Source organism: Puniceibacterium antarcticum, from assembly GCF_002760615.1.
GTDB lineage: Bacteria > Pseudomonadota > Alphaproteobacteria > Rhodobacterales > Rhodobacteraceae > Puniceibacterium > Puniceibacterium antarcticum.
In genome coordinates, this window is the sequence record NZ_AWWI01000141.1 from 1 (window position 1) to 18574 (window position 18574).

General features: G+C 61.9%; 16 protein-coding genes and 1 pseudogene. 8 read left to right on the plus strand and 9 right to left on the minus strand.

The genetic code is table 11. The features are described from left to right. From P775_RS28205 to ureG, 7 genes and pseudogenes are all read left to right on the plus strand, one after another. Positions 1-357: pseudogene (locus tag P775_RS28205) on the plus strand (hypothetical protein); the annotation flags it as partial. A gap of 149 nt (positions 358-506) precedes the next feature. Further along, on the plus strand, positions 507-821 hold the full coding sequence (locus P775_RS20610; protein ID WP_099912752.1) for an antifreeze protein: 315 nt from the start codon (positions 507-509) through the stop codon (positions 819-821). Between the two features lie 11 nt (positions 822-832). Then, positions 833-2542 carry an urease subunit alpha gene (gene ureC, locus P775_RS20615; protein WP_099912753.1) on the plus strand — a complete coding sequence of 570 codons (1710 nt, stop codon included), beginning with the start codon at positions 833-835 and terminating at the stop codon, positions 2540-2542. Between the two features lie 135 nt (positions 2543-2677). Next, entirely contained in the window at positions 2678-2893 is a 216-nt protein-coding gene (locus P775_RS20620) for a DUF1127 domain-containing protein (protein WP_099912754.1), read from the plus strand. A 34-nt stretch (positions 2894-2927) separates the two neighbouring features. After that, the gene (locus tag P775_RS20625; RefSeq protein ID WP_099912755.1) at positions 2928-3527 is read left to right on the plus strand and encodes an urease accessory protein UreE; all 600 of its coding nucleotides are present in this window, start codon (positions 2928-2930) and stop codon (positions 3525-3527) included. Beyond that, complete coding sequence (locus tag P775_RS20630; protein ID WP_099912756.1) at positions 3514-4152, plus strand: urease accessory protein UreF; 639 nt, start codon at positions 3514-3516, stop codon at positions 4150-4152. Before P775_RS20625 ends, P775_RS20630 begins: the two co-directional genes overlap by 14 nt. Positions 4153-4163: 11 nt before the next feature. After that, positions 4164-4832, plus strand: a complete 669-nt coding sequence (gene ureG / locus P775_RS20635; protein WP_099912757.1) for an urease accessory protein UreG — start codon at positions 4164-4166, stop codon at positions 4830-4832. Here the strand turns inward: ureG and P775_RS20640 are convergent. From P775_RS20640 to ectA, 7 genes are all read right to left on the minus strand, one after another. After that, the gene (locus P775_RS20640; RefSeq protein ID WP_099912758.1) at positions 4805-5545 is read right to left on the minus strand and encodes a maleate cis-trans isomerase family protein; all 741 of its coding nucleotides are present in this window, start codon (positions 5543-5545) and stop codon (positions 4805-4807) included. The genes ureG and P775_RS20640 overlap by 28 nt on opposite strands. Continuing rightward, entirely contained in the window at positions 5542-6693 is a 1152-nt protein-coding gene (locus P775_RS20645) for a M24 family metallopeptidase (RefSeq protein ID WP_099912759.1), read from the minus strand. The genes P775_RS20640 and P775_RS20645 overlap by 4 nt, the downstream gene beginning before the upstream one ends. Next, positions 6690-7766, minus strand: a complete 1077-nt coding sequence (locus P775_RS20650) for a pyridoxal-phosphate dependent enzyme (RefSeq protein WP_099912760.1) — start codon at positions 7764-7766, stop codon at positions 6690-6692. Before P775_RS20650 ends, P775_RS20645 begins: the two co-directional genes overlap by 4 nt. A 115-nt stretch (positions 7767-7881) precedes the next feature. Further along, the gene (locus P775_RS20655) at positions 7882-9312 is read right to left on the minus strand and encodes an aspartate kinase (RefSeq protein ID WP_099912761.1); all 1431 of its coding nucleotides are present in this window, start codon (positions 9310-9312) and stop codon (positions 7882-7884) included. 12 nt (positions 9313-9324) lie between these two features. Further along, complete coding sequence (locus P775_RS20660) at positions 9325-9717, minus strand: ectoine synthase (RefSeq protein ID WP_099912762.1); 393 nt, start codon at positions 9715-9717, stop codon at positions 9325-9327. A 5-nt stretch (positions 9718-9722) separates the two neighbouring features. After that, positions 9723-11015, minus strand: coding sequence for a diaminobutyrate--2-oxoglutarate transaminase (gene ectB / locus P775_RS20665; RefSeq protein WP_099912763.1), 1293 nt, complete (start codon positions 11013-11015; stop codon positions 9723-9725). A gap of 48 nt (positions 11016-11063) precedes the next feature. Beyond that, a complete protein-coding gene (ectA, locus tag P775_RS20670; RefSeq protein ID WP_099912764.1) occupies positions 11064-11594 on the minus strand; it encodes a diaminobutyrate acetyltransferase in 531 nt (176 codons plus the stop codon). Positions 11595-11874: 280 nt separating this feature from the next. On the opposite strand from ectA, the gene P775_RS20675 reads away from it, so the two are divergent. After that, positions 11875-12360, plus strand: a complete 486-nt coding sequence (locus tag P775_RS20675) for a MarR family winged helix-turn-helix transcriptional regulator (RefSeq protein ID WP_099912765.1) — start codon at positions 11875-11877, stop codon at positions 12358-12360. A 103-nt stretch (positions 12361-12463) separates the two neighbouring features. Here the strand turns inward: P775_RS20675 and P775_RS20680 are convergent, their stop codons facing one another. Together P775_RS20680 and P775_RS20685 are read right to left on the minus strand one after the other, a co-directional pair. Continuing rightward, positions 12464-16747, minus strand: coding sequence for a translocation/assembly module TamB domain-containing protein (locus P775_RS20680; RefSeq protein WP_099912766.1), 4284 nt, complete (start codon positions 16745-16747; stop codon positions 12464-12466). Beyond that, positions 16744-18549, minus strand: coding sequence for an autotransporter assembly complex protein TamA (locus P775_RS20685; protein ID WP_099912767.1), 1806 nt, complete (start codon positions 18547-18549; stop codon positions 16744-16746). The genes P775_RS20680 and P775_RS20685 overlap by 4 nt, the downstream gene beginning before the upstream one ends. Positions 18550-18574: the final 25 nt, after the last annotated feature.

The following is an 18574-nucleotide window of genomic DNA, read 5'->3' on the forward strand; positions in this document are numbered from 1 at the left end:
TCCGCCGCCGCGCCCGGTGTTGCGGCAAAGACGACTGCCGCGCCTGCACCAAAGGCGCCCGCCGCGCCAGCGACAGCCAAGCAGCCCAAGCTTGAGACGGCGGCTGATACCGGGGTCAAGGCGACCCCGGCCGCACCGGTTGCAAAGGTTCCGGCGGCAGAGGCCAAGCCAAAGGCGCCCGCGCGCCGCAAGACAACCGCCACCAAAACGCCCGCAAAGCCCCGCGCTGCGGCGCAGCCCCCGGCCACGGCACCAAAAGCGGCAGATGCGCCCAAGGCGGCCACTGTGACGGATACGCCGAAGCCCGAGGCCGCGCCGAACCAGACCCCGGCACCCTCTGGCAAGGCGGATAGCTGAGCCGTGGCGAGGGTTCTTTTCCGGGGGCAGGGACAACTCCGCCCCGCAGCGCAAGGCCGTGGAGCGCGCTCCATGGATGTCTTGCGTTCAGCTTTTACTGCCATCTGCGCCGGTTCCCGGCGACAGTCCCGCATATACGGAGATATCCGATGCCCCGCCTCGCAACCCCGGTCGACCTCTGGAACACCACGCTCCAGATGACCTATCTCGCGCTTGAAACCCAGTCGGTGATGACCATGCGCCTGCTTGGCATGGCGGGGCTCTGGAACGTGACCAAATCGGAAAACACCCGGATGGTGGATGAAAAATCCCCGGCGCTGCTGCAGTCCATGATGAACGCCGCCACGGCGACGATGCATGGGGCGCGGCCTGATCAGATCATGAACACTGCCATCAAGCCACTGCGCGCCAAGACCCGCAGCAATTCGACCCGACTGGCCAAGCGCGGCCCGAAATTCAACTGAGGATCTGAGAAATGCCCGCAACGATTGCCCGCGCAGATTATGCCGCCATGTTCGGCCCCACCACCGGGGACAAGCTGCGGCTGGCCGACACCGACCTGATCATCGAGGTTGAACGTGACCTCACCACCTACGGCGAAGAGGTCAAGTTCGGCGGCGGCAAGGTCATCCGCGACGGCATGGGCCAGTCCCAGACCACCCGCGCCGACGGGGCGGTGGACACGGTCATCACCAATGCGCTGATCGTCGACCATTCCGGCATCTACAAGGCCGACGTTGCGCTGCGCGACGGGCGCATCCACGCCATTGGCAAGGCAGGCAACCCCGACACACAAAATGGCGTCGACATCATCGTCGGTCCGGGAACCGAGGTGATCGCGGGCGAGGGGAGGATCCTCACCGCCGGCGGCTTTGATTCCCACATCCACTTCATCTGCCCGCAACAGATCGACGATGCGCTGCATTCCGGCCTGACCACCATGCTTGGCGGCGGCACTGGCCCCGCGCATGGCACACTCGCCACCACCTGCACCCCCGGGGCCTGGCACCTTGGGCGGATGCTGCAGGCGGCGGATTCTTTTCCGATGAACCTCGCCTTTGCGGGCAAGGGCAACGCCTCGCTTCCGGGTGCGCTGATCGAACAGATCCTTGGCGGCGCCTGTGCGCTGAAACTGCACGAGGATTGGGGGACCACCCCCGGCGCCATCGACTGCTGTCTGTCGGTTGCCGATGATTACGACGTGCAGGTGATGATCCACACCGACACGCTGAATGAATCCGGCTTTGTCGAGAATACGGTCAAGGCGATGAAGGGCCGCACCATCCACGCCTTTCACACCGAAGGGGCCGGCGGCGGCCACGCCCCCGACATCATCAAGATCTGCGGCGAGGAATTTGTGCTGCCGTCCTCGACCAACCCGACACGCCCCTATACGGTCAACACGCTCGAGGAGCATCTCGATATGCTCATGGTCTGCCACCATCTGGATAAATCCATCCCCGAGGATGTGGCATTCGCTGAATCCCGCATCCGCCGCGAAACGATTGCCGCCGAAGATATCCTGCACGACATGGGCGCCTTTTCGATCATCGCCAGCGATTCGCAGGCCATGGGCCGCGTGGGCGAGGTGATCATCCGCACTTGGCAGACCGCCGACAAGATGAAGAAACAGCGCGGCAAACTGCCCGAGGAAACCGGCGACAACGACAACATGCGTGTCCGCCGCTATATTGCGAAATATACCATTAACCCGGCGATCGCCCATGGCATCAGCCATGAAATAGGCAGCATCGCGCCCGGCAAACGCGCCGACCTCGTCCTCTGGAACCCGGCGTTCTTTGGCGTAAAGCCCGAGATGGTCCTGATGGGGGGCACCATCGTCTGTGCCCAGATGGGCGACCCCAACGCCTCGATCCCGACGCCGCAGCCGGTCTATTCCCGGCCCATGTGGGGTGCCTACGGCCGCTCGGTCGAACATTCCGCCGTGACCTTCGTCTCAGAGGCAGCGCTCAGCCACGATATCCGTGGCACACTGGGGCTCGCAAAACAGACGCTCGCCGTGCGCAACACCCGCGGCATCGGCAAAAAAGATCTGATACTGAACAACGCCTTGCCGCATATCGAGGTGAATCCCGAAACCTACGAAGTGCGCGCCGACGGAGAGCTTTTGACATGCGAACCGGCGACCGAACTGCCGATGGCACAGCGCTACTTTCTGTTCTGATGGAAACTGACATGACGACTACAGCCATGCGCCAAGTGCATCGCGGGGATGCCCTATCGGGGGTGTTTGCGCGTTCACAAACTGCCTATTTGATGTGCAACGAAACGGACAAACAGTCAAAACGGAAAGCACATCATGGCACATGCCATCTCTTATACCGACACCTACCCGAAGGCCCCGCTGTTCACACGTATAGCCCACGGCCTTGCGACCTGGATCGACTCCTATGCGGAAAATCAGCCCCGCATGCGCGGCGTGCGCGCCCTGCAAGCGATGAGCGATGCGCAGCTGGCGGAGCGCGGACTAAAACGCGAGGACATCGTGCGCCACGTCTTCCGCGGCATCTACTGATCCACGATCAGAGCCTCACGGCCTGGGGGCGCGCATGAGCGCCCCCGCCCATACCGCCCAGAGCTACCGCGCAAAACCCGAGGCGGATCAGCCCATTGGCCGCGCTGTTCTGGATTACGAAGACCGCTTCTTGCGTCGCAAGGTGCTGGTGCTTGAGGATGGTCAGAGCGTTCTTGCCGACCTGCCGCAGACAACCTCCCTTGACCATGGCGGCGTTCTTGTCACCACGACCGGCGAGGAAATCCTCATCGTTGCCGCCCCACAGCCTCTGCTTGAGGTCACCGCCACCGATATGCCGCGCATCGCCTGGCACATCGGCAACCGCCACACCCCCTGCCAGATCGAAACAGGCCGCCTGCTGATCCAGCATGACCACGTCATCCGCGACATGCTCACCCGAATCGGCGCAACCGTGCGCGAGGTGACAGAGCCATTCACCCCCGAAGGCGGCGCCTATGGCATGGGCCGCACGCACGGCCACGACCATTCCCACAGCCACGGACCTGCCGCGCAGAGCCATTCCCACGGCGACGGGCATTCCCACAGTCACGCACATGACCACGGGGACGGGCACAGCCACGATCACAAGGCCGGAAACGATCACAGCCACGATCACGACCATGACCACGGCTGATCCCCATCTGACTTTGCACCAACTGTTCTCGCCCGCCTTTCCGGTGGGCGCGTTCGCCTATTCTCATGGGCTTGAGACCTGCGTTCAGGCGGGGCAGGTGGCAGATGCCGCGACCTTGCAGGACTGGCTGGAAACCGTGCTGGAACACGGGGCAGGCTGGTCAGATGCGATGCTGATGGCACAGGCCGCGCAGGGCGGTGATCTTGATGCGCTCGCCGAACTGGCGCTGGCCCTGTCCCCCTCGCATGAACGCCGCCGCGAGACAGAACTGCAGGGCGGCGCACTCGCCAGCACCGTGTCAGAGGTCTGGAAACTCGGCATCCCGCCGCTGCCCTATCCTGTCGCCATGGGGCGCGCCGTCAACCTGCTGGATCTGCCCCTGCTGCCCGCGCTGACGCTCTATCTGCAGGCGTTTGCCTCCAACCTGACCGGTGCCGGGGTGCGTCTCATCCCCTTGGGGCAGACCGACGGACAGCGCATCATTCACGCCCTTACGCCGCTGTGCCAATCCCTGGCCACCCGCGCGATAACAGCCGACCTTGACGACATCGGCGGCTTTGCCCCATTGATCGACGTGGCCAGCCAGCGCCACGATCAGCTCTATTCCCGCCTGTTCCGCTCTTGAAGGAGACTGCCATGACATCCCTGAACGGACCCCTGCGTGTTGGCCTTGGTGGCCCTGTCGGAGCCGGCAAAACCACGCTGACCGCCGCCCTGTGCCGCGCCCTGCGCGACCGCCTGTCGATGGCGGTGGTGACCAATGACATCTACACCCAAGAGGATGCAGAGGCGCTGATGCGCATGCAGGTCCTGCCGCTGGACCGCATCAAGGGGGTTGAGACCGGCGGCTGTCCGCATACGGCGATTCGCGAGGATGCCTCGATCAACCTGTCGGCGATTGCCGAGCTGAACGCGCTGCATCCCGACCTCGACCTGATCCTGATCGAATCCGGCGGCGACAACCTGTCGGCGACCTTTTCCCCAGAACTGGCGGATGTGACGATCTACGTGATCGACGTCGCAGCTGGGGAGGAGATCCCGCGCAAAGGTGGCCCTGCGATCACCCGATCCGACATCCTCGTCATCAACAAGACCGATCTTGCGCCCTATGTCGGCGCCTCGCTTGAGGTGATGGACCGCGATGCCACGCGGATGCGCGCGGGCAAGCCCTTTGTCTTTGCCTCCCTGCGCAAGGGCGAAGGGGTCGAGGCGATTGTCGATCTGCTGACCCAGATTGGTGGGCTGCCTGCCTCTGGCGCAGGCGGCGGAATAGCCGCTCAGCACTCGGCGAACAGCCGCCCATAGCCTTGCAGGCGATCGCCAACTCCGGCGCGGCGCAGCATGTGCCAGCCCAGCACCTGATTGCTCGACAGCACGGGCAGGCCGGTGCGGGCTTCAAGGGCGGCGATCACCTCAAGCGTGCGCAGGTTGGTGCAGGACAGGAATATGCCGTCCACGCCGCCCGTTTGCGCCAGAAACTCTGCCGCCGCCATGATGGAATGCGGGGCAATGCGCACAACCTTTTCTTCGGCCGCTTCGTTGAAGCTGCCAAACACCGGCGTTTCGATCCCCTCGACCTGCAAGACATCGCGCAGGCGGTCCGACACTTCGGCCACATAGGGCGACAGCACGGCGAGCCGCCGCAACCCCAGCGCCCCGCAGGCCGCGACAAGCGCCGTCATCGGGTTTGTCACCTCGGGCGTCGGCGCAGAAGAGCGCACCAGTTTCGACACCACTGCCGGGCCGATCACGGCAGAGCCCGAGGTGCAGCCATAGCCCACCACCGCATAGCTCTGCGCCTGTGGCAACAGCCGCGCGGCGGCGGGCAGATCATGGGCCATCTGGCGCAGGGTGTCGGGCGTCACCTCGTCGCCGCTGGGCACGCGGCTGACCAGCAGGTTGATCTGCGCTGGTATCAGTTGGCGCAGATCACGTTCAAGGCTTTCATCGGTCTGCAACACGATCAGCCCGATTCGCACTTCGTCCGCGGGCAAGGTTTCATATGTGAAATTGGTCACGATGCGTCCTCCAGCACGGGAATTTCGGGTCCTGCAGGCGGGGACAGCCATTCCGGCCCGGTCTCGCGGATCACAAGGTTTTCCTCGTGCACCATGATCTTTCCATCCCCCATATCGATGCAAGGTTCCAGCGTCAGCACCATGCCGGGGCGCAGCACTGAAAGATCGTCAGGCAGAACAGAAAAGCCTTCGGTCAGCTGCATGCCCAGCCCATGACCCAGCCGCCCCGGTGCCGTGCCCCCGCCCAGAACCGCTGACATGGCGGCATAGAGGTCTGCGGCTGCGGCACCGGGACGCGCAGTTTCAAAACCGGCAGCAGTTGCCTCGATCAGGCGGGCATGGGCATCCCGGACCTCGTGCGACGGCTTGCCGACAGAGTAATTCCGGTCGAAATCGCAGAAATACCCTTCGTGCACCAATCCTGTATCCAACATCAGCACATCGCCTGCCTGCAAGGGCAAGGATGTCGCGGGCGAGATGACATCGGCATAGCCCCCCGCATCAGACGCCCCGGCCAGATAGGGCACCCAATCCGCGCCTTCCTCCAGACACAGCCGTTGAAAATCGCGAAACACCTGATCCAGTGGCACCCCGGCCGCCGCGATCTGCGGCACACGGTCAAAGGCCCGCCCGGCGATGGTGCAGGCGGTGCGGATCAGGGCAATCTCAGCCTCGGATTTCACTGCGCGCAGATCTTGCACCAGCCCCTCATCCGATACGATCAGCAAGGGCGCCAGCGCAGATTGCAGCGCCCCATAATCCGCCAGAGGCATCCGCAGATGCGTGCCCGGCCCCATGGGCATACCGATGCGCCCGCCCTGTGCCAGTTCGGTCAGCGCATCGGTCAGCAGGGTGATTCCGTCATCGGCGGGGCGTGGCGACGGCCAGCAGCGGATGTCGGTGATCCACGTGCGCTGCATCAGCGCCTGACCGATGCCGGGGATCACCGCCACCGGGTTCCCCGATGCCGGAACGATCAGGAACCAGGGGCGCGTCGGGCTTTCCCAGAACCGCGTGAGAAAGCCGCTGAAATAGCGCAGGTCGGGTTCGGATGTGACGAGCAGCGCGCCCAGATCCAGCGCGGCCATCCGCGCCTGCGCACGCGCGACGCGGGCCTGAAATTCCACAGGGGGCAGGGTCAGGCTCATTCTGCCTCGGTCACAAAGACCAGAACGCGGGAGGTCTTGGAAAGGCCGAGCGCGTCGCGGTGTGGTTCGGACAGCATCAGCGCGGCAAGGCTCGCCCCGCCCGATGGCGTCGTGGCAAGACCGAGTTCAGCAAGTTTACCCAGCACACCGTTCACCTCGGCATCTGACAGGGTGACAACCGCATCCGCATCACGTGCGAGTCCGCGCAGGGCGATCATCGACGCCTCCTTGCAGTCCAGTCGCCCCATCTCAGAGACAGGCCCGCTGACCGGGGTAAAGACACTCTTGGCCAGCGATTGCGCGATGCAGGGGGCGGCGTCGGGTTCTACGACGATCACGCGCGGCGCATCGCCCCATGTTGCCCGCACATGGGCGGCCACGGCGGCGGCAAGGCCTCCGACACCGGCCTGCACAAAGACATGGGTTGGCGCCGCGTCGAGCTGATCCGCCACCTCGGCCATCAGGGCAAGATAGCCCTGCATCAGCCGCTGCGGGATCTCGGTATAGCCTTCCCACGAACTATCCGACAGCAGGGTCCAGCCCTCGGCCTCGGCGGTCTGTGCGGCGGCCTGCATGCTGGCCTCGTAGGTCTGCCCGGCGCGTATGACTTCGGCGCCCTTGGCGGTCAGGCGCTGTGCAAAGCTGTCCGGGACCGTGTCAGACAGATAGACCACCGCCCGCGCGCCAAAGACGGCGGCCCCGGCCGCGACCGACATACCGTGGTTGCCCGCACTTGCGGTGACATAGGTACAGCCCTGCAGCGCGCCAATGGGATTGTCGGGATTTGCGGCAGCGGCGGCATGGGCGATGACATGCGCTGCCCCCAGTGCCTTGAAGCTGCCAAGGTTCATGCGCGCCCGCTCATCCTTTACCCTGATGGCCGCAACGCCGCAATCAGCCGCCAGCGACGGTAGGTCGACCAGAGGTGTAGTTTGTGCGGCGGGGCAGCGGTTCAGCAGGGCCAGCACCGGGGCGGCATCGTCCAGCGGAAACGGAATGTCTGCGGGCAGGGGAAAGGCTTGCGCCGTGACTGTGGCAGGCTCTAGGCGGGAGGGGTTGGGTGTGAGGTTCATGACCGCCACTTGGCGCGGGGAAGCTGCGCCAAGTCAAACCCAAATCCGGCGAAACCGGATGTAAAGACGGCCCCACCGCGGGGGCAGGGCCGTTTTTCAGTCAGTGTGGATCAGATCAGGCCACAAGCTTGGCGACATCCGCGTCCTTGGGCATGAAAGTGTCATGCAGCGCCTTGATCGAGGTGTTGAGCGCATCACGCCCCACCACGAACTGGGCATCCACCGTGCGCGTGGTCTGATGCGCACTGATCACGTCCACCCCGGCCTCGCGCAGGGCGCCAAGACCGCGTTCCAGAACGTGCAGACCACGCAGGTCGCGACCGATGACTGAAACGATGGCCGCCGATTTTACGTTGATATCGGCGTTGGGGTAGAAATCGCTCAGGTCCTGCTCGGCCTTCTTGATGATGCTCATAGGCGCATCGACATAATGCGTGATCGTGTTGGCATTCGAGGTTTTCGACACGATGCGGCAGTTGTAGCGCGTCAGGCGCTCCAGCACCTTGGCGTCATAGCCCTTCACGCCGACCATATCCTGTTCGAACAGCTCAAAGGCATAGATGGGAAGGCCTGTGACAATCTCTGCCACGCCTTTTTCAGCCTCGGCATCATCAATCAGCGTGCCGGGATCATGCGGCTCGAACGCGTTGGTGACCCGCAGCGAAACCTGTGCCTGCCGCAGGGCCTTGGCGGCGGTCGGGTGGATTGCCTCCATCCCCATGTTGCTCAGCTGATCGGCCACGTCATAGTTGGTATGGCCCAGTTTGCGCACATTCTCGGCGCCCACAAGCTTGGGATCGGCCGAGGACAGGTGGAATTCCTTGTGGATGATCGCCTCGCGCGCATGTGTCAGCGCGGCGATCTGGCTGAATGTCACCTCGGAATAGCCGCGATCAAACTTGTTCATCAGACCTTCGGCACATTGGGCGTAACCTGTGACAATCGGCATCTCAGTCTCAAGATCGATATCCTTGAGGCCGTCGAGGATACGTTGGTCCAGAGTCATCTCGCGGTCATCACGCCAGCCGGACAGATCCACAAACCGTGCGTTCACGCCGTTGCGGCGCAAGAGCAGGGCGGTCACAAAGGCAGAGTGGGATTCCCCAAGACCGGACAGCAGTTCGCGGGTCAGTGCCATGTGCTGCGACAGGCGGAAATGACCGTAAGAGCAGAGGCGCTGCAGGTCGATCAGGCAGGAACGTGCGCCCTCTATGCGCTCACGGACAAAATCCGCAGCCTGCGCACGGTCACCGGGGTGATCCAGCACCGCCTCATGTGCCTCGCGCATGGCTGCGTCGACGCGGGTCAGCGCGCCCATCCAGCCATGGTCATCAGTCTCGTTCGAAAAATGGGCGTAAACACCGGGTTCCTGGCTTTTCTTGTGTTCCAGCAACAGGTTGGTGATGCCGCCAAAGGCCGAAACCACAAAGATCCGGTTGTAGTCGGGCGCATTCACCCGAAAAAGCGGTTCCAGCAGCTCGGAAAGGCGGGACATGGATGTCCCGCCGATCTTTTCGACCGTATGGTTCTTGAAATCTACAGTCATGCTGTTTTCTGCTTACGCAGCCTCTTCGGGAGCGGCGTAAGAGCCGTCTTCCTGGTGCACTTCGGTGCCGGTCACGGGCGGGTTAAAGCAGCAGGCCATGACCAGCTCTTCTTCGGCGCGCAGGATGTGTTTGTCGTGCAGGTTCAGACCATACATCACGCCGGGATGGATCTCGTGAGTCTCGCCTGTGGCGATGTCGGTGATCGAGCCCTTGCCAGACATGCAATACACGCTTTCAAAGTGGTTCTTGTAGTGGAACGTGTGCTCGGAACCAGCCTTGAGATAGGTGATGTGGAACGAAAAGCCCATCTTGTCATCGGCCAGCAGCATCCGGACAGAGGTCCAGTCGGCGTCCGAAACGGAACGGTCGGTGTCTTTGAGCTTGTTTACGTCGCGTACAATCATGTGAATTACTCCGCTGCGATTTTGTGTTGTGCCGTGGCGCTCCGCGTGGCGTCGAGAAGGATCTCGAGGCCTGTCTGGAACGTCTTTGTCGGCGTGGTGAGAGGGGCAAGCACCTTGACGACTTCGTCATGGGCACCCGACGTCTCGATGATCAAGCCATTTTCGAAGCAGCGTGCGCAGATATCGGAGGCAAGTTCGCCCGAACCGACATCTACACCCTGCATCAGGCCGCGACCTTTAAGTTTGGCGCCGTGAACTTCATCCGCAACGGCCTGCAGCCCTGCGGTGAGGATCAGCGCCTTGTCTGCCAGTTCCTGCTGAAAACTGTCGTTCTTCCAGAATTTTTCCAGAGCGACGCGGGCGGTGACAAAGGCGTGTGTGTTGCCCCGGAAGGTGCCGTTGTGCTCGGCCGGCTTCCAGATATCCAGTTCCGGCTTGATCAGCAGGGCCGCGAAAGGCAGGCCAAAGCCCGACAGTGATTTCGCCTGGGTGATCATGTCCGGATCAATGTCCATGCCTTCAAAGCCGAAATAGGTGCCCGAACGGCCACAGCCCGATTGGATGTCATCCACGATGACCAGCGCGCCAAGTTCCTTGGCGAGCTTGCCAATGCCTTCAATCCAGTCCTGCGATGCGGCGTTCAGTCCACCTTCGCCCTGAATGGGTTCAAAGATGAAGGCCGCCGGCGCGTCGATGCCCGAGGACGGGTTGGTCAGCATCATGCGCAGATGTTCCAGCGTATCGACGCCATCGCCGAAAGCCCCGTCATAGGGCATGTGGGTCACACCTGTCAGGCCGGCGTTGCTGTTGCCGCTGCCGGCCCGCTTGCCGGCGTTACCGGTAAGCGACAGTGCGCCCATGGTCATGCCGTGGAAGGCGTTGGTGAAGGAGATGATGTTACGACGCCCGGTTACCTTACGGGCCAGCTTGATCGCGGCCTCGACGGCGTTGGTGCCGGTCGGCCCGGTCATCATGATCTTATGGCTCATGCCGCGCGGCTTGAGGATGATGTCCTCGTATGCCTGCAGGAACTGCGCCTTGGTGTCCGTGTACATGTCCAGACCGTGCGCAATGCCATCACCCAGAATGTGATCGACCAGTGCCTGCTTCATGTCCGGGTCGTTGTGGCCGTAGTTCAGAGAGGAACAGCCGGCCAGGAAGTCGATATAGGTTTTGCCGTCCGTGTTGGTCATTTCCGAGCCGGAGGCTTTGGTGAACACGGTGTCAAAGCTGCGGCAGTAGCTGCGCACTTGGCTTTCGCGTGTTTCAAAAATGCTTTTCAGTGTCTCAGAAGACATAAGTGTTCCTTTTCTTTGGGAGGAGGAGAGGCTGGGCATCTTGCCGTATCAGGCGACGCTCTTCAGCGCCTCTCGGAATGAAATGGTAACCATGTGCTCGGTCGCATGTTCACCTTGGAAGTGTGTGTCGCGGGTAAAGTGTGCTTCGGAGGACAAATCTGCGCCGCTCTTTTTGGAGAACTTGCGAAACAGTGCCCAAGAGGCGTCATTGTCCAGCGTGATTGTGGTCTGCATACGCTTTGCATCCGCCGTTTCGTCACGGCGCATCAGCGCGTCCAGCATACGTGTGCCAAGGCCGATGCCGCGTGCACTGGCTGATACGGCCACTTGCCAGACGAAGACGCATTCTGCGTCCTGCGGCATGAGGTAGGCCGAAATCCAACCGACGATCGCGCCATCCATTTCTGCCACTACACAAGTGTCGCGGAAATGGTCGGACTGCAGAAGGTTCGCGTAGATGGAGTTCTCATCCAGAGGCTTGCAGTCGCGAATCAGCTCCCAGATTTCTGCGCCGTCCTCGCGGACGGGCTTGCGAAAAGTCACAGTGCCTTCGGGCTTGACGCTTTGCAGTGTTTGCACGGGAGTACCTCGGTTTCGTTACGGTTGCTTAGATTACTTTGGGATACTAAGTAGTTTATTTTCGCAGATGTTTCAATATTCAAAGTAATAATTCTTAGGTCGTTGTTTGGTTCCCTGACAATCCCATAAAAATTATGTTTATTTAACGGGCCTTGTAGGGTGATACTTAGCTTTGTATACTATTGGCATGTTAGATCAAAGTAGAATGCAAAGTGTTTCGGGGAGTTGTGCGATCTCACGGTCTCGACGTAAACTGACCCGACCTGAAGAAGAGACCGACATGGACAGGACCGACACCAGCCTGATCGCGTTGCGGCGAATCCTGCGCGCAACCGAATTATACGGGCGTGACCTTGCACGGGATGCGGGGCTTACCGCCGTGCAGCTTCGTGTGCTGCAGATCGTCGCCGAAAAAGGGCACAGCACACCAACCGAAATTGCGACCCGGATGGGCGTGTCCCAGGCGACGATTTCCGTGCTGATCAAGAAGCTGGAAGGCTACGGATTTTTGGAGCGTCACAAGTCGCTGTCAGATCGGCGCCAGACCGATCTTGAGATCACCAAGGTTGGCATGGACAAAGTCAATGTGGCACCGGACGCGCTCCAGCAACGCTATGTGGCCCAGTTCGAATCACTGGCGGATTGGGAACAGTCGATGATCGTTGCAGTGCTGGAACGCGTGGCGGTGATGCTGGATGCGTCGGACATGCCCGCAGAACCGGTGTTGACCACCGGCGATATCCTGCGCCAGGACCACCACAGTTGATCGTATCGGCGTTGCTGACGGCCTAATAAGGGTACACGAGACATGAAACAGCGCGCGGCTCGAACAAGCCGCGCGCTGTTTGCTTTCGAACGATTTTGCGGCCTCAGTAGTCTTTTTCGAAAAAGACACCCAGACCAGTGTTCCCGTCAGAAGACGCGGTTCCGCGCGCCGTGATCGAAGAGGTGATATCGAGGTTGAGGTTGATCTCGCTCTGCCCTTCAGCGCCCACGGTCACGTCTGTATAGACATTGTCGGTCAGGTACTTGCCGACCCGCAGTTCCGTCGTGCCGTCGTCGGAGGTGGAGACATCGAAATCATCGACTCCGAACCCCATGCGCAGCCGGTCAACGATGCCGGTGCCGCTCGTGCCGACCAGTGTATTCACGGCAGAGGCGATGCGCAGTGCCTGAAAGGCCGAGATTTGCGTCACGTCACGCCCGAACAGCAGAAGAGCCAGCACTTCTTCCTCTGGCCGTTCTGGGCTGGAGCTGATGCTGACGTCAGGATCAGAGACGACGCCGCTGATTTCGAAGCGGATCGTCGTCGAGTCGCGCTGTGTGGTTGCCACGACGCTGATCGTCGGAACAAGGCTGCCACTCATCACGATAGCGGCCTGGTCCAGTTCGATCCGCTGTCCCAGAATATCGAGCCGTCCCCGCACCAGATCGAAACGTCCTTCGGGCTGGATGTTCGACAAGGTGCCGCGCAGGCGGATCTCTCCACCCAGTTCGGCATCCAGACCACGGCCACGGATGAAGATCTGGCTGGGGGCCTGCACCAGAACGTTCATCTGGTAATTCGGTCCGCCGCCGCTACTGTCAGACCCGGTGTCGAGCCGTCCAGCACGGGCACGGGTTTCGCGGCCTGCGGCGGTTTCGTTGATGTGGCGTATCTCGAACTTACTGCCGGAAGAGCCAAGCCCGGTGTCAGGCACGCGTACCTCGACCTTGTCCATTGTCAACGTCCCTTCCAGCGCTGCAGAAGAGGCGAGTGGGCCTGTCAGGCTTAGCTGGCCAGTGACCGCGGTTTCGTAGAGGCCTGGGTCCGCAATGGCGACGCTGTTCAGCTGAATGGTCAGATCGCCATTGAAAGGGGCGGATAGGGCAACGGGCCCGCGCACGGCGATCGTGCCGCCGGTCGAGGACTGTGTGGTCAAATCGATTGTCGCCCGTCCGCCATCCAGCGTGACCGTTGCGCCGATGTCGTTCAGGTTTATTGGGGCTGAGGGCAGGACCATGCTCGCCCCCGCCGTGCGGACCGTGCCAGAGAGTGCCTCCAAACCCGGCGCACCGTTCAGGCGCAAGTCAAAATTAGCGTTCCCGTTCAGGATATTGGGTTCCAGAAAGGTGTTGGCCAAGGCCATCGGCGCGCTGCCCGTGGCCGAGATGTCGGCGCTGCTGCCATCCGGTGCCACTGTGCCGTTGACCTGCGCACTGGTGCCGCCGGGGCCGGTGACGTTTGCGTCGATTTGGTAATCGCCACCCTGTGATGTGGCGGTCCCGGTGGCGGTCGCAGGCCCGTTGAAACCGGCTGCAAACAGCCCCAGATCACGCAACCGCAGATCATAGCGCAAGCTGTTTGAGCCAGCCCCGAGCGCCCCGCTGGCACTTGCGGTGATCTGGCCAGTGGACAGATCAAAGGTTTGCACCGTGATCACGCCGCTGCTGTCGCGTGCCGCATTTACGGCAAGGTTGGTCTGGCCCGCGATCAGCTTGTCCACGGCGGTGATACCGCTGCGCAGGTTCTGTGCCGTGCCAGTCACGTCTGCCGCAAAGCTGGCGTCGCGCGCATCATAGTTGCCCGATCCTGACAGGTTCAGGCTACCGCCAAGGTCACGTCCCAGAAGCCCGGCATAGGGCGCCAATGAGTCCGCCTTGAGCATGCCAGAGCCTTTGATCTGGCCAAGCACCTTGTTTGCATATTGCGCCACAACCGTCGCATCGAGATCGACACCGCCAGGCCCGGTTGCCGTGGTGTCCAGCGTCCAGTCATCGCCCGCCTGTTCCAGTGTCCCTCTGACCTGTGCCGCACCGTTCAGACCTGGCGCAGCACGCGAGGTGTCGGGCAGGCGGATGTCAAAGCGCGCGGTGCTGTCGGTGTCGCGCAGCACGCCCTCGGCCGTGGCGATAAGGCCGCTGGCTGTCAGGTCCAGATTGCTCAGGGTGATTCCGTCGGCATCCCGCGCCGCTTCGACGTTAAGCACCGTCTTGCCGGTCAGAAGCCCGTCAAGCTGTGAAATGGCTGTTTTCAGGTCGGTTGTGTCGCCGGTCAGGTTGGCCGAGAAATACTGCGTCGTGGGGTCAAAGGCGCCGGACCCTGCCAGATTGACCCCGCCTCCAATGTCGCGCCCGGCGATGGCGCCGTAGGGGGCGATGTCATCGGCCCGGACCGTGCCAGTGCCGTTGATATTGCTGAGCGTGCCGTCGGCGTAGGTGGCAAGGACACGTGCCCGCACATCTGCCCCACCGGGGCCGCTTGCGTTGGTGTCGAGTGTCCAGAGCGTGCCGACCTGATCCAATTGCCCCTGCATATGGGCGGGGCCGCTGAGCTGTGGCAATACCAGAGCTGAGTCGTTCAGCGCCACGTCGAAACGCGCCGCGCTGTCGCCGGTTTTCAGTCGGCCCTCTGCCGTTATGGTGCCGCCGGTTGCTTGAACATCAAGGGTGCGCAGCAAGACACCGTTTTCGTCGCGCACCATGTCGATGGCAAGCGTTGCGTTGCCGGAAAGGATTCTGTCGGCTTCGGGCTGACCCGTGACCAGATCGCGGGTGGTGCCCTTTATCGTGGCATCAAAGGCGCCGTCCAGCGGTTTGGCGGAACCGGTCAGCGTCACAACCACCGCGCCGCCCAGATCGCGCCCGGCCAGACCGGAAAAGCGCGCGATATTGGCTGCAGTCAGTTCCGCATTGCCAATGATTTCCGGGGCGAAGGTGCCGCTGAGACCGGTCAGGCGCAAGGAGCCATTGAGACCGATGCCAGCGCCAGACAGAGTGATGGGTGCCAGATCCAGCGGAGCACCCTGATTCCAGTCAAATGCGATGGCACCGTTAATCGCCTCACCCAGAGCCTCGGCCAGGCTTGCATCGTTGGGGGCAAGACCGGTTGCGTCGATGTTGACGCGCCCTGCGGCATTGCCAACAGAGCTGCCTTCGCCCTTGCCAAGCCGTCCGAGCCCGTTCAGCCGAGCCTGAGCCAGCTTGATGTCGGGGCGTTCCAGCCCGTCCAGCACAAGGTCCGCGCTCCAGCTGTCGCTGTCGTTGGCGTCGAAATTGACATTCAGATCAAGGCTGTTGATGCGAGTTTCCACACCAGGCAAGGGCAGCAGTAGCGGCCCGCCGGCGGAGTTCGCAACGCGGCCTTTCAGCTGCACCTGTTCGGGCCATTTGTCGGGGCCAAGCGCAAGATTGCCGGTCAGCGTAAGCGCCTCGGTGCTCAGATCCAGCGTGTTCAGCCGCAGTCGTCCGTCAGCCAGGGTCTGTCCGGCGATGTCTAGATTAAGATCGGGGCCAAAAAAGGCCCGGTTTTCTGGCGGCAGCATGGGTCGGATATCGCCCGACAGTGTCGCTGTAAAGGCGCGCCCCTCTGGGCCATCTGCGGACAGGGCGGCAAGTGTCAGGCGACCGTTCAGGCGGTCCGCGCCATCAGTGGCCATTGACAGATCGGCGGCGAAATCGCTGAGTGGCCCTTCGCCCTGCAGGGTCAGGGCAATCGCCGGGTTGTCCGGTAGGTTCATAAGTGTCGAGACTATGCCGCCGGAGCCCTCGGTCAGGCTGAGGTCAAGGGAAATGTTCTGTGTTTCATTGGCGTAAGACGCGGCCAGCGCCAGCGCGCCGGTCTGCCCGTCCACACGATCGATCTGCAGATTCGCATCCAGAGCACCATCGACAAGGCTGGCCGAACCAACCACCGAAACTTCGGCTGCGACGCCCAGAATGGGGGCGCCCAGGACGGCGCGCTGAATGTCCAGTTTTTCGATTTTGACCGAAACAGGCAGTTCAGGCAGGCTGAAAGGCTGGGCCTCGGGGTTCGGCAGGTCATTGTTGGGCAAGGGTTTGCGTGGCAGCAGCACCTCTTCGGCAGAGAGTTCTGCAATCTCGATTCGGCCGCGCAGGATGGCAAGTCGGTTCCAGGACAGGCCCACATTGTTCAGCGTAATCCAGACACCGTCAGGATCGGCGATGGTCAACTGTTCGATGGTTGCCCGTGATGACAGCGCGCCCTCGAATCCCTGAATTCGGATCTGGCGGCCCTCAGCGGACAGGTTGTCTTCCAACAGGGCCTGAAGATAGCCGCGGTCATCCGTTTGCGTGTCCGAGGTTTGCGAGAGCACGGGCTGCGTTGCGAACAGCGCCATGAGGAAGAGAAGGCAGAACCGAATGCGAGTCAAAATGCCTGTCCTATGCCGATGTAGAATTGAACACCGTTGCCGGTGTCGCCGCTGACGGGTGCTGCCACATCAAAGCGGATAGGGCCGATACCAGTTTTGTATCGGATGCCAAGCCCGGCGCCGGAATGCCAGTTGCCCGCGCCGTCGTAAAAGCTGCTCTCGCCGATATAGCCGGCGTCGTAAAAGGCAACGGCGGCGAGATTGCCGCTCAGGTTGGTGCGATATTCGGTCGACAGCCCGACAAAGCTGCGCCCGCCGGTTTCGTCGCCGTTGCCAAGGTCGATGTTCAGCGACTGGTAGGGTTGCCCGCGCACTGTGCCGCCCCCGCCCGAGGTGAAGAGGTATTCCGGCAGGGTTTCCGTCAGATCAGAGCCGACGATTGACCCCAGCTGAAGTCGGGTCGCAATCACCTGGCTCTTGTCTTCGACTATCGGAAAATAATAGCGTGCATCGCCTTTCAAGCTGGCACCGGACTGGCTGCCGCTCAGGCCCAGATAGGGTGTGACGCTGACGTCCAGATAATAGCCGCTGCCGGGGTCCAGCTCCTTGTCGCGTTTGTCCATCGTGACCGAGATGGGAAAGGTCAGTAGGGTGAACGTCCGTTTTCCCAGGTCATCATCGGTTTCGGAATAGACAAAGCTCAGCCCGGCGGTGGCGGTCAGGCTTTCGGAATAGATGCGGCTTAACCCGAGGCCAAGTTCGATCCGGTCTGAAAGATAGGTCGTCTCGTCCAGGTGGGCGAGTTCGGAATAGACAAAGCCGTCTGTATCGGGACCCAGAACGGCGGGCACTTCAAGGCGCGCGCCCAGAGAATAGTCCATGCCACTTTCGGAGGAGCCGATGTTGGAGACATCCCCCTCGATCCGCAACCGTTCGGCCCCGCCCCAAAAGTTTCGGTGCAGCCAGAAGCTGGACAGCTTGACACCATCGAGACTGGAAAGCTCGGCGCCAAAGCCAAAGCGGCGCGGTTTGGCATCCACCGCAGTCACCTTGATGTCCATGGAGCCATCTGGCGCGACAGTCTCGCCTTCTTCCAAAGCTACCGAGGAAAAGGCACCGGTGCGGCGCAGGCGCTGTTCGGCCTGGCGCAGGGCCTCGGGTGAGAACTGTGAGCCTTCGGGAATGGACGCGACACGGCGGATCACTGAAGTGCGTACGGCGGTGTCTTGCGTGCTGTAGATACTGCCGAATTTGACGAGCGGGCCGGGGGTGATCCGCATGGCCACGTCCAGCTTGTTGCGGGCATGGTCAGCGATGACGCTCTGGCTTTCGAGGCTTGCTTTGGCATAACCAGCATCGCGCCAGGACACGATTGCGGTATCAAGCGCATCGCCGACACTGCCGCTGAGGGCGCGTTTTTCTGGTCTGAATTCCGATGGCAGCGCTGCGCCGGGCGGCAGTGGGGTGATCTCTGTCTTGCCAAAGCGGTAGCGTTTTCCCTGATCAATCACGATGGTCACATCGTTGATCTGGGTTGGCACCGACAAAAGCGGGATGTCCGACGCCTGCCGTCCGTCAAGCAGGATGTTGATGACCGGGCTGTAATAACCATTGGCGTAAAGGGCATCGAGCAGGCGACCATAGTCCGACAGCGCCGCAGCAAAAAGGTCCTGCGCAGTGTCGCGCCCTTCGGTGATGGATGTCTCCAGTGCGGAGGCTCTGCGCAGATTGGTGCGAAGTTCGTCGTCTTGGCTGGCAAGGCGGAAATGGACCTTGTCTTGGGCATCCGCTGGCGCGGGCAGAACACTAGCGCAGACCGCGACATACATCAGCCCGTGCGACAGGCTTTTCCTTCGGAACATTTTAGTGGGTCTCCCTGCTCACCCG

Coding starts and splice junctions, on each gene's coding strand:
- P775_RS20610 (WP_099912752.1), top strand. CDS start 507: ATGCCCCGCCTCGCAACCCCGGTCGACCTCTGGAACACCACGCTCCAG.
- ureC (WP_099912753.1), top strand. CDS start 833: ATGCCCGCAACGATTGCCCGCGCAGATTATGCCGCCATGTTCGGCCCC.
- P775_RS20620 (WP_099912754.1), top strand. CDS start 2,678: ATGGCACATGCCATCTCTTATACCGACACCTACCCGAAGGCCCCGCTG.
- P775_RS20625 (WP_099912755.1), top strand. CDS start 2,928: ATGAGCGCCCCCGCCCATACCGCCCAGAGCTACCGCGCAAAACCCGAG.
- P775_RS20630 (WP_099912756.1), top strand. CDS start 3,514: ATGACCACGGCTGATCCCCATCTGACTTTGCACCAACTGTTCTCGCCC.
- ureG (WP_099912757.1), top strand. CDS start 4,164: ATGACATCCCTGAACGGACCCCTGCGTGTTGGCCTTGGTGGCCCTGTC.
- P775_RS20645 (WP_099912759.1), bottom strand. CDS start 6,693: ATGAGCCTGACCCTGCCCCCTGTGGAATTTCAGGCCCGCGTCGCGCGT.
- P775_RS20650 (WP_099912760.1), bottom strand. CDS start 7,766: ATGAACCTCACACCCAACCCCTCCCGCCTAGAGCCTGCCACAGTCACG.
- P775_RS20655 (WP_099912761.1), bottom strand. CDS start 9,312: ATGACTGTAGATTTCAAGAACCATACGGTCGAAAAGATCGGCGGGACA.
- P775_RS20660 (WP_099912762.1), bottom strand. CDS start 9,717: ATGATTGTACGCGACGTAAACAAGCTCAAAGACACCGACCGTTCCGTT.
- ectB (WP_099912763.1), bottom strand. CDS start 11,015: ATGTCTTCTGAGACACTGAAAAGCATTTTTGAAACACGCGAAAGCCAA.
- P775_RS20675 (WP_099912765.1), top strand. CDS start 11,875: ATGGACAGGACCGACACCAGCCTGATCGCGTTGCGGCGAATCCTGCGC.
- P775_RS20685 (WP_099912767.1), bottom strand. CDS start 18,549: ATGTTCCGAAGGAAAAGCCTGTCGCACGGGCTGATGTATGTCGCGGTC.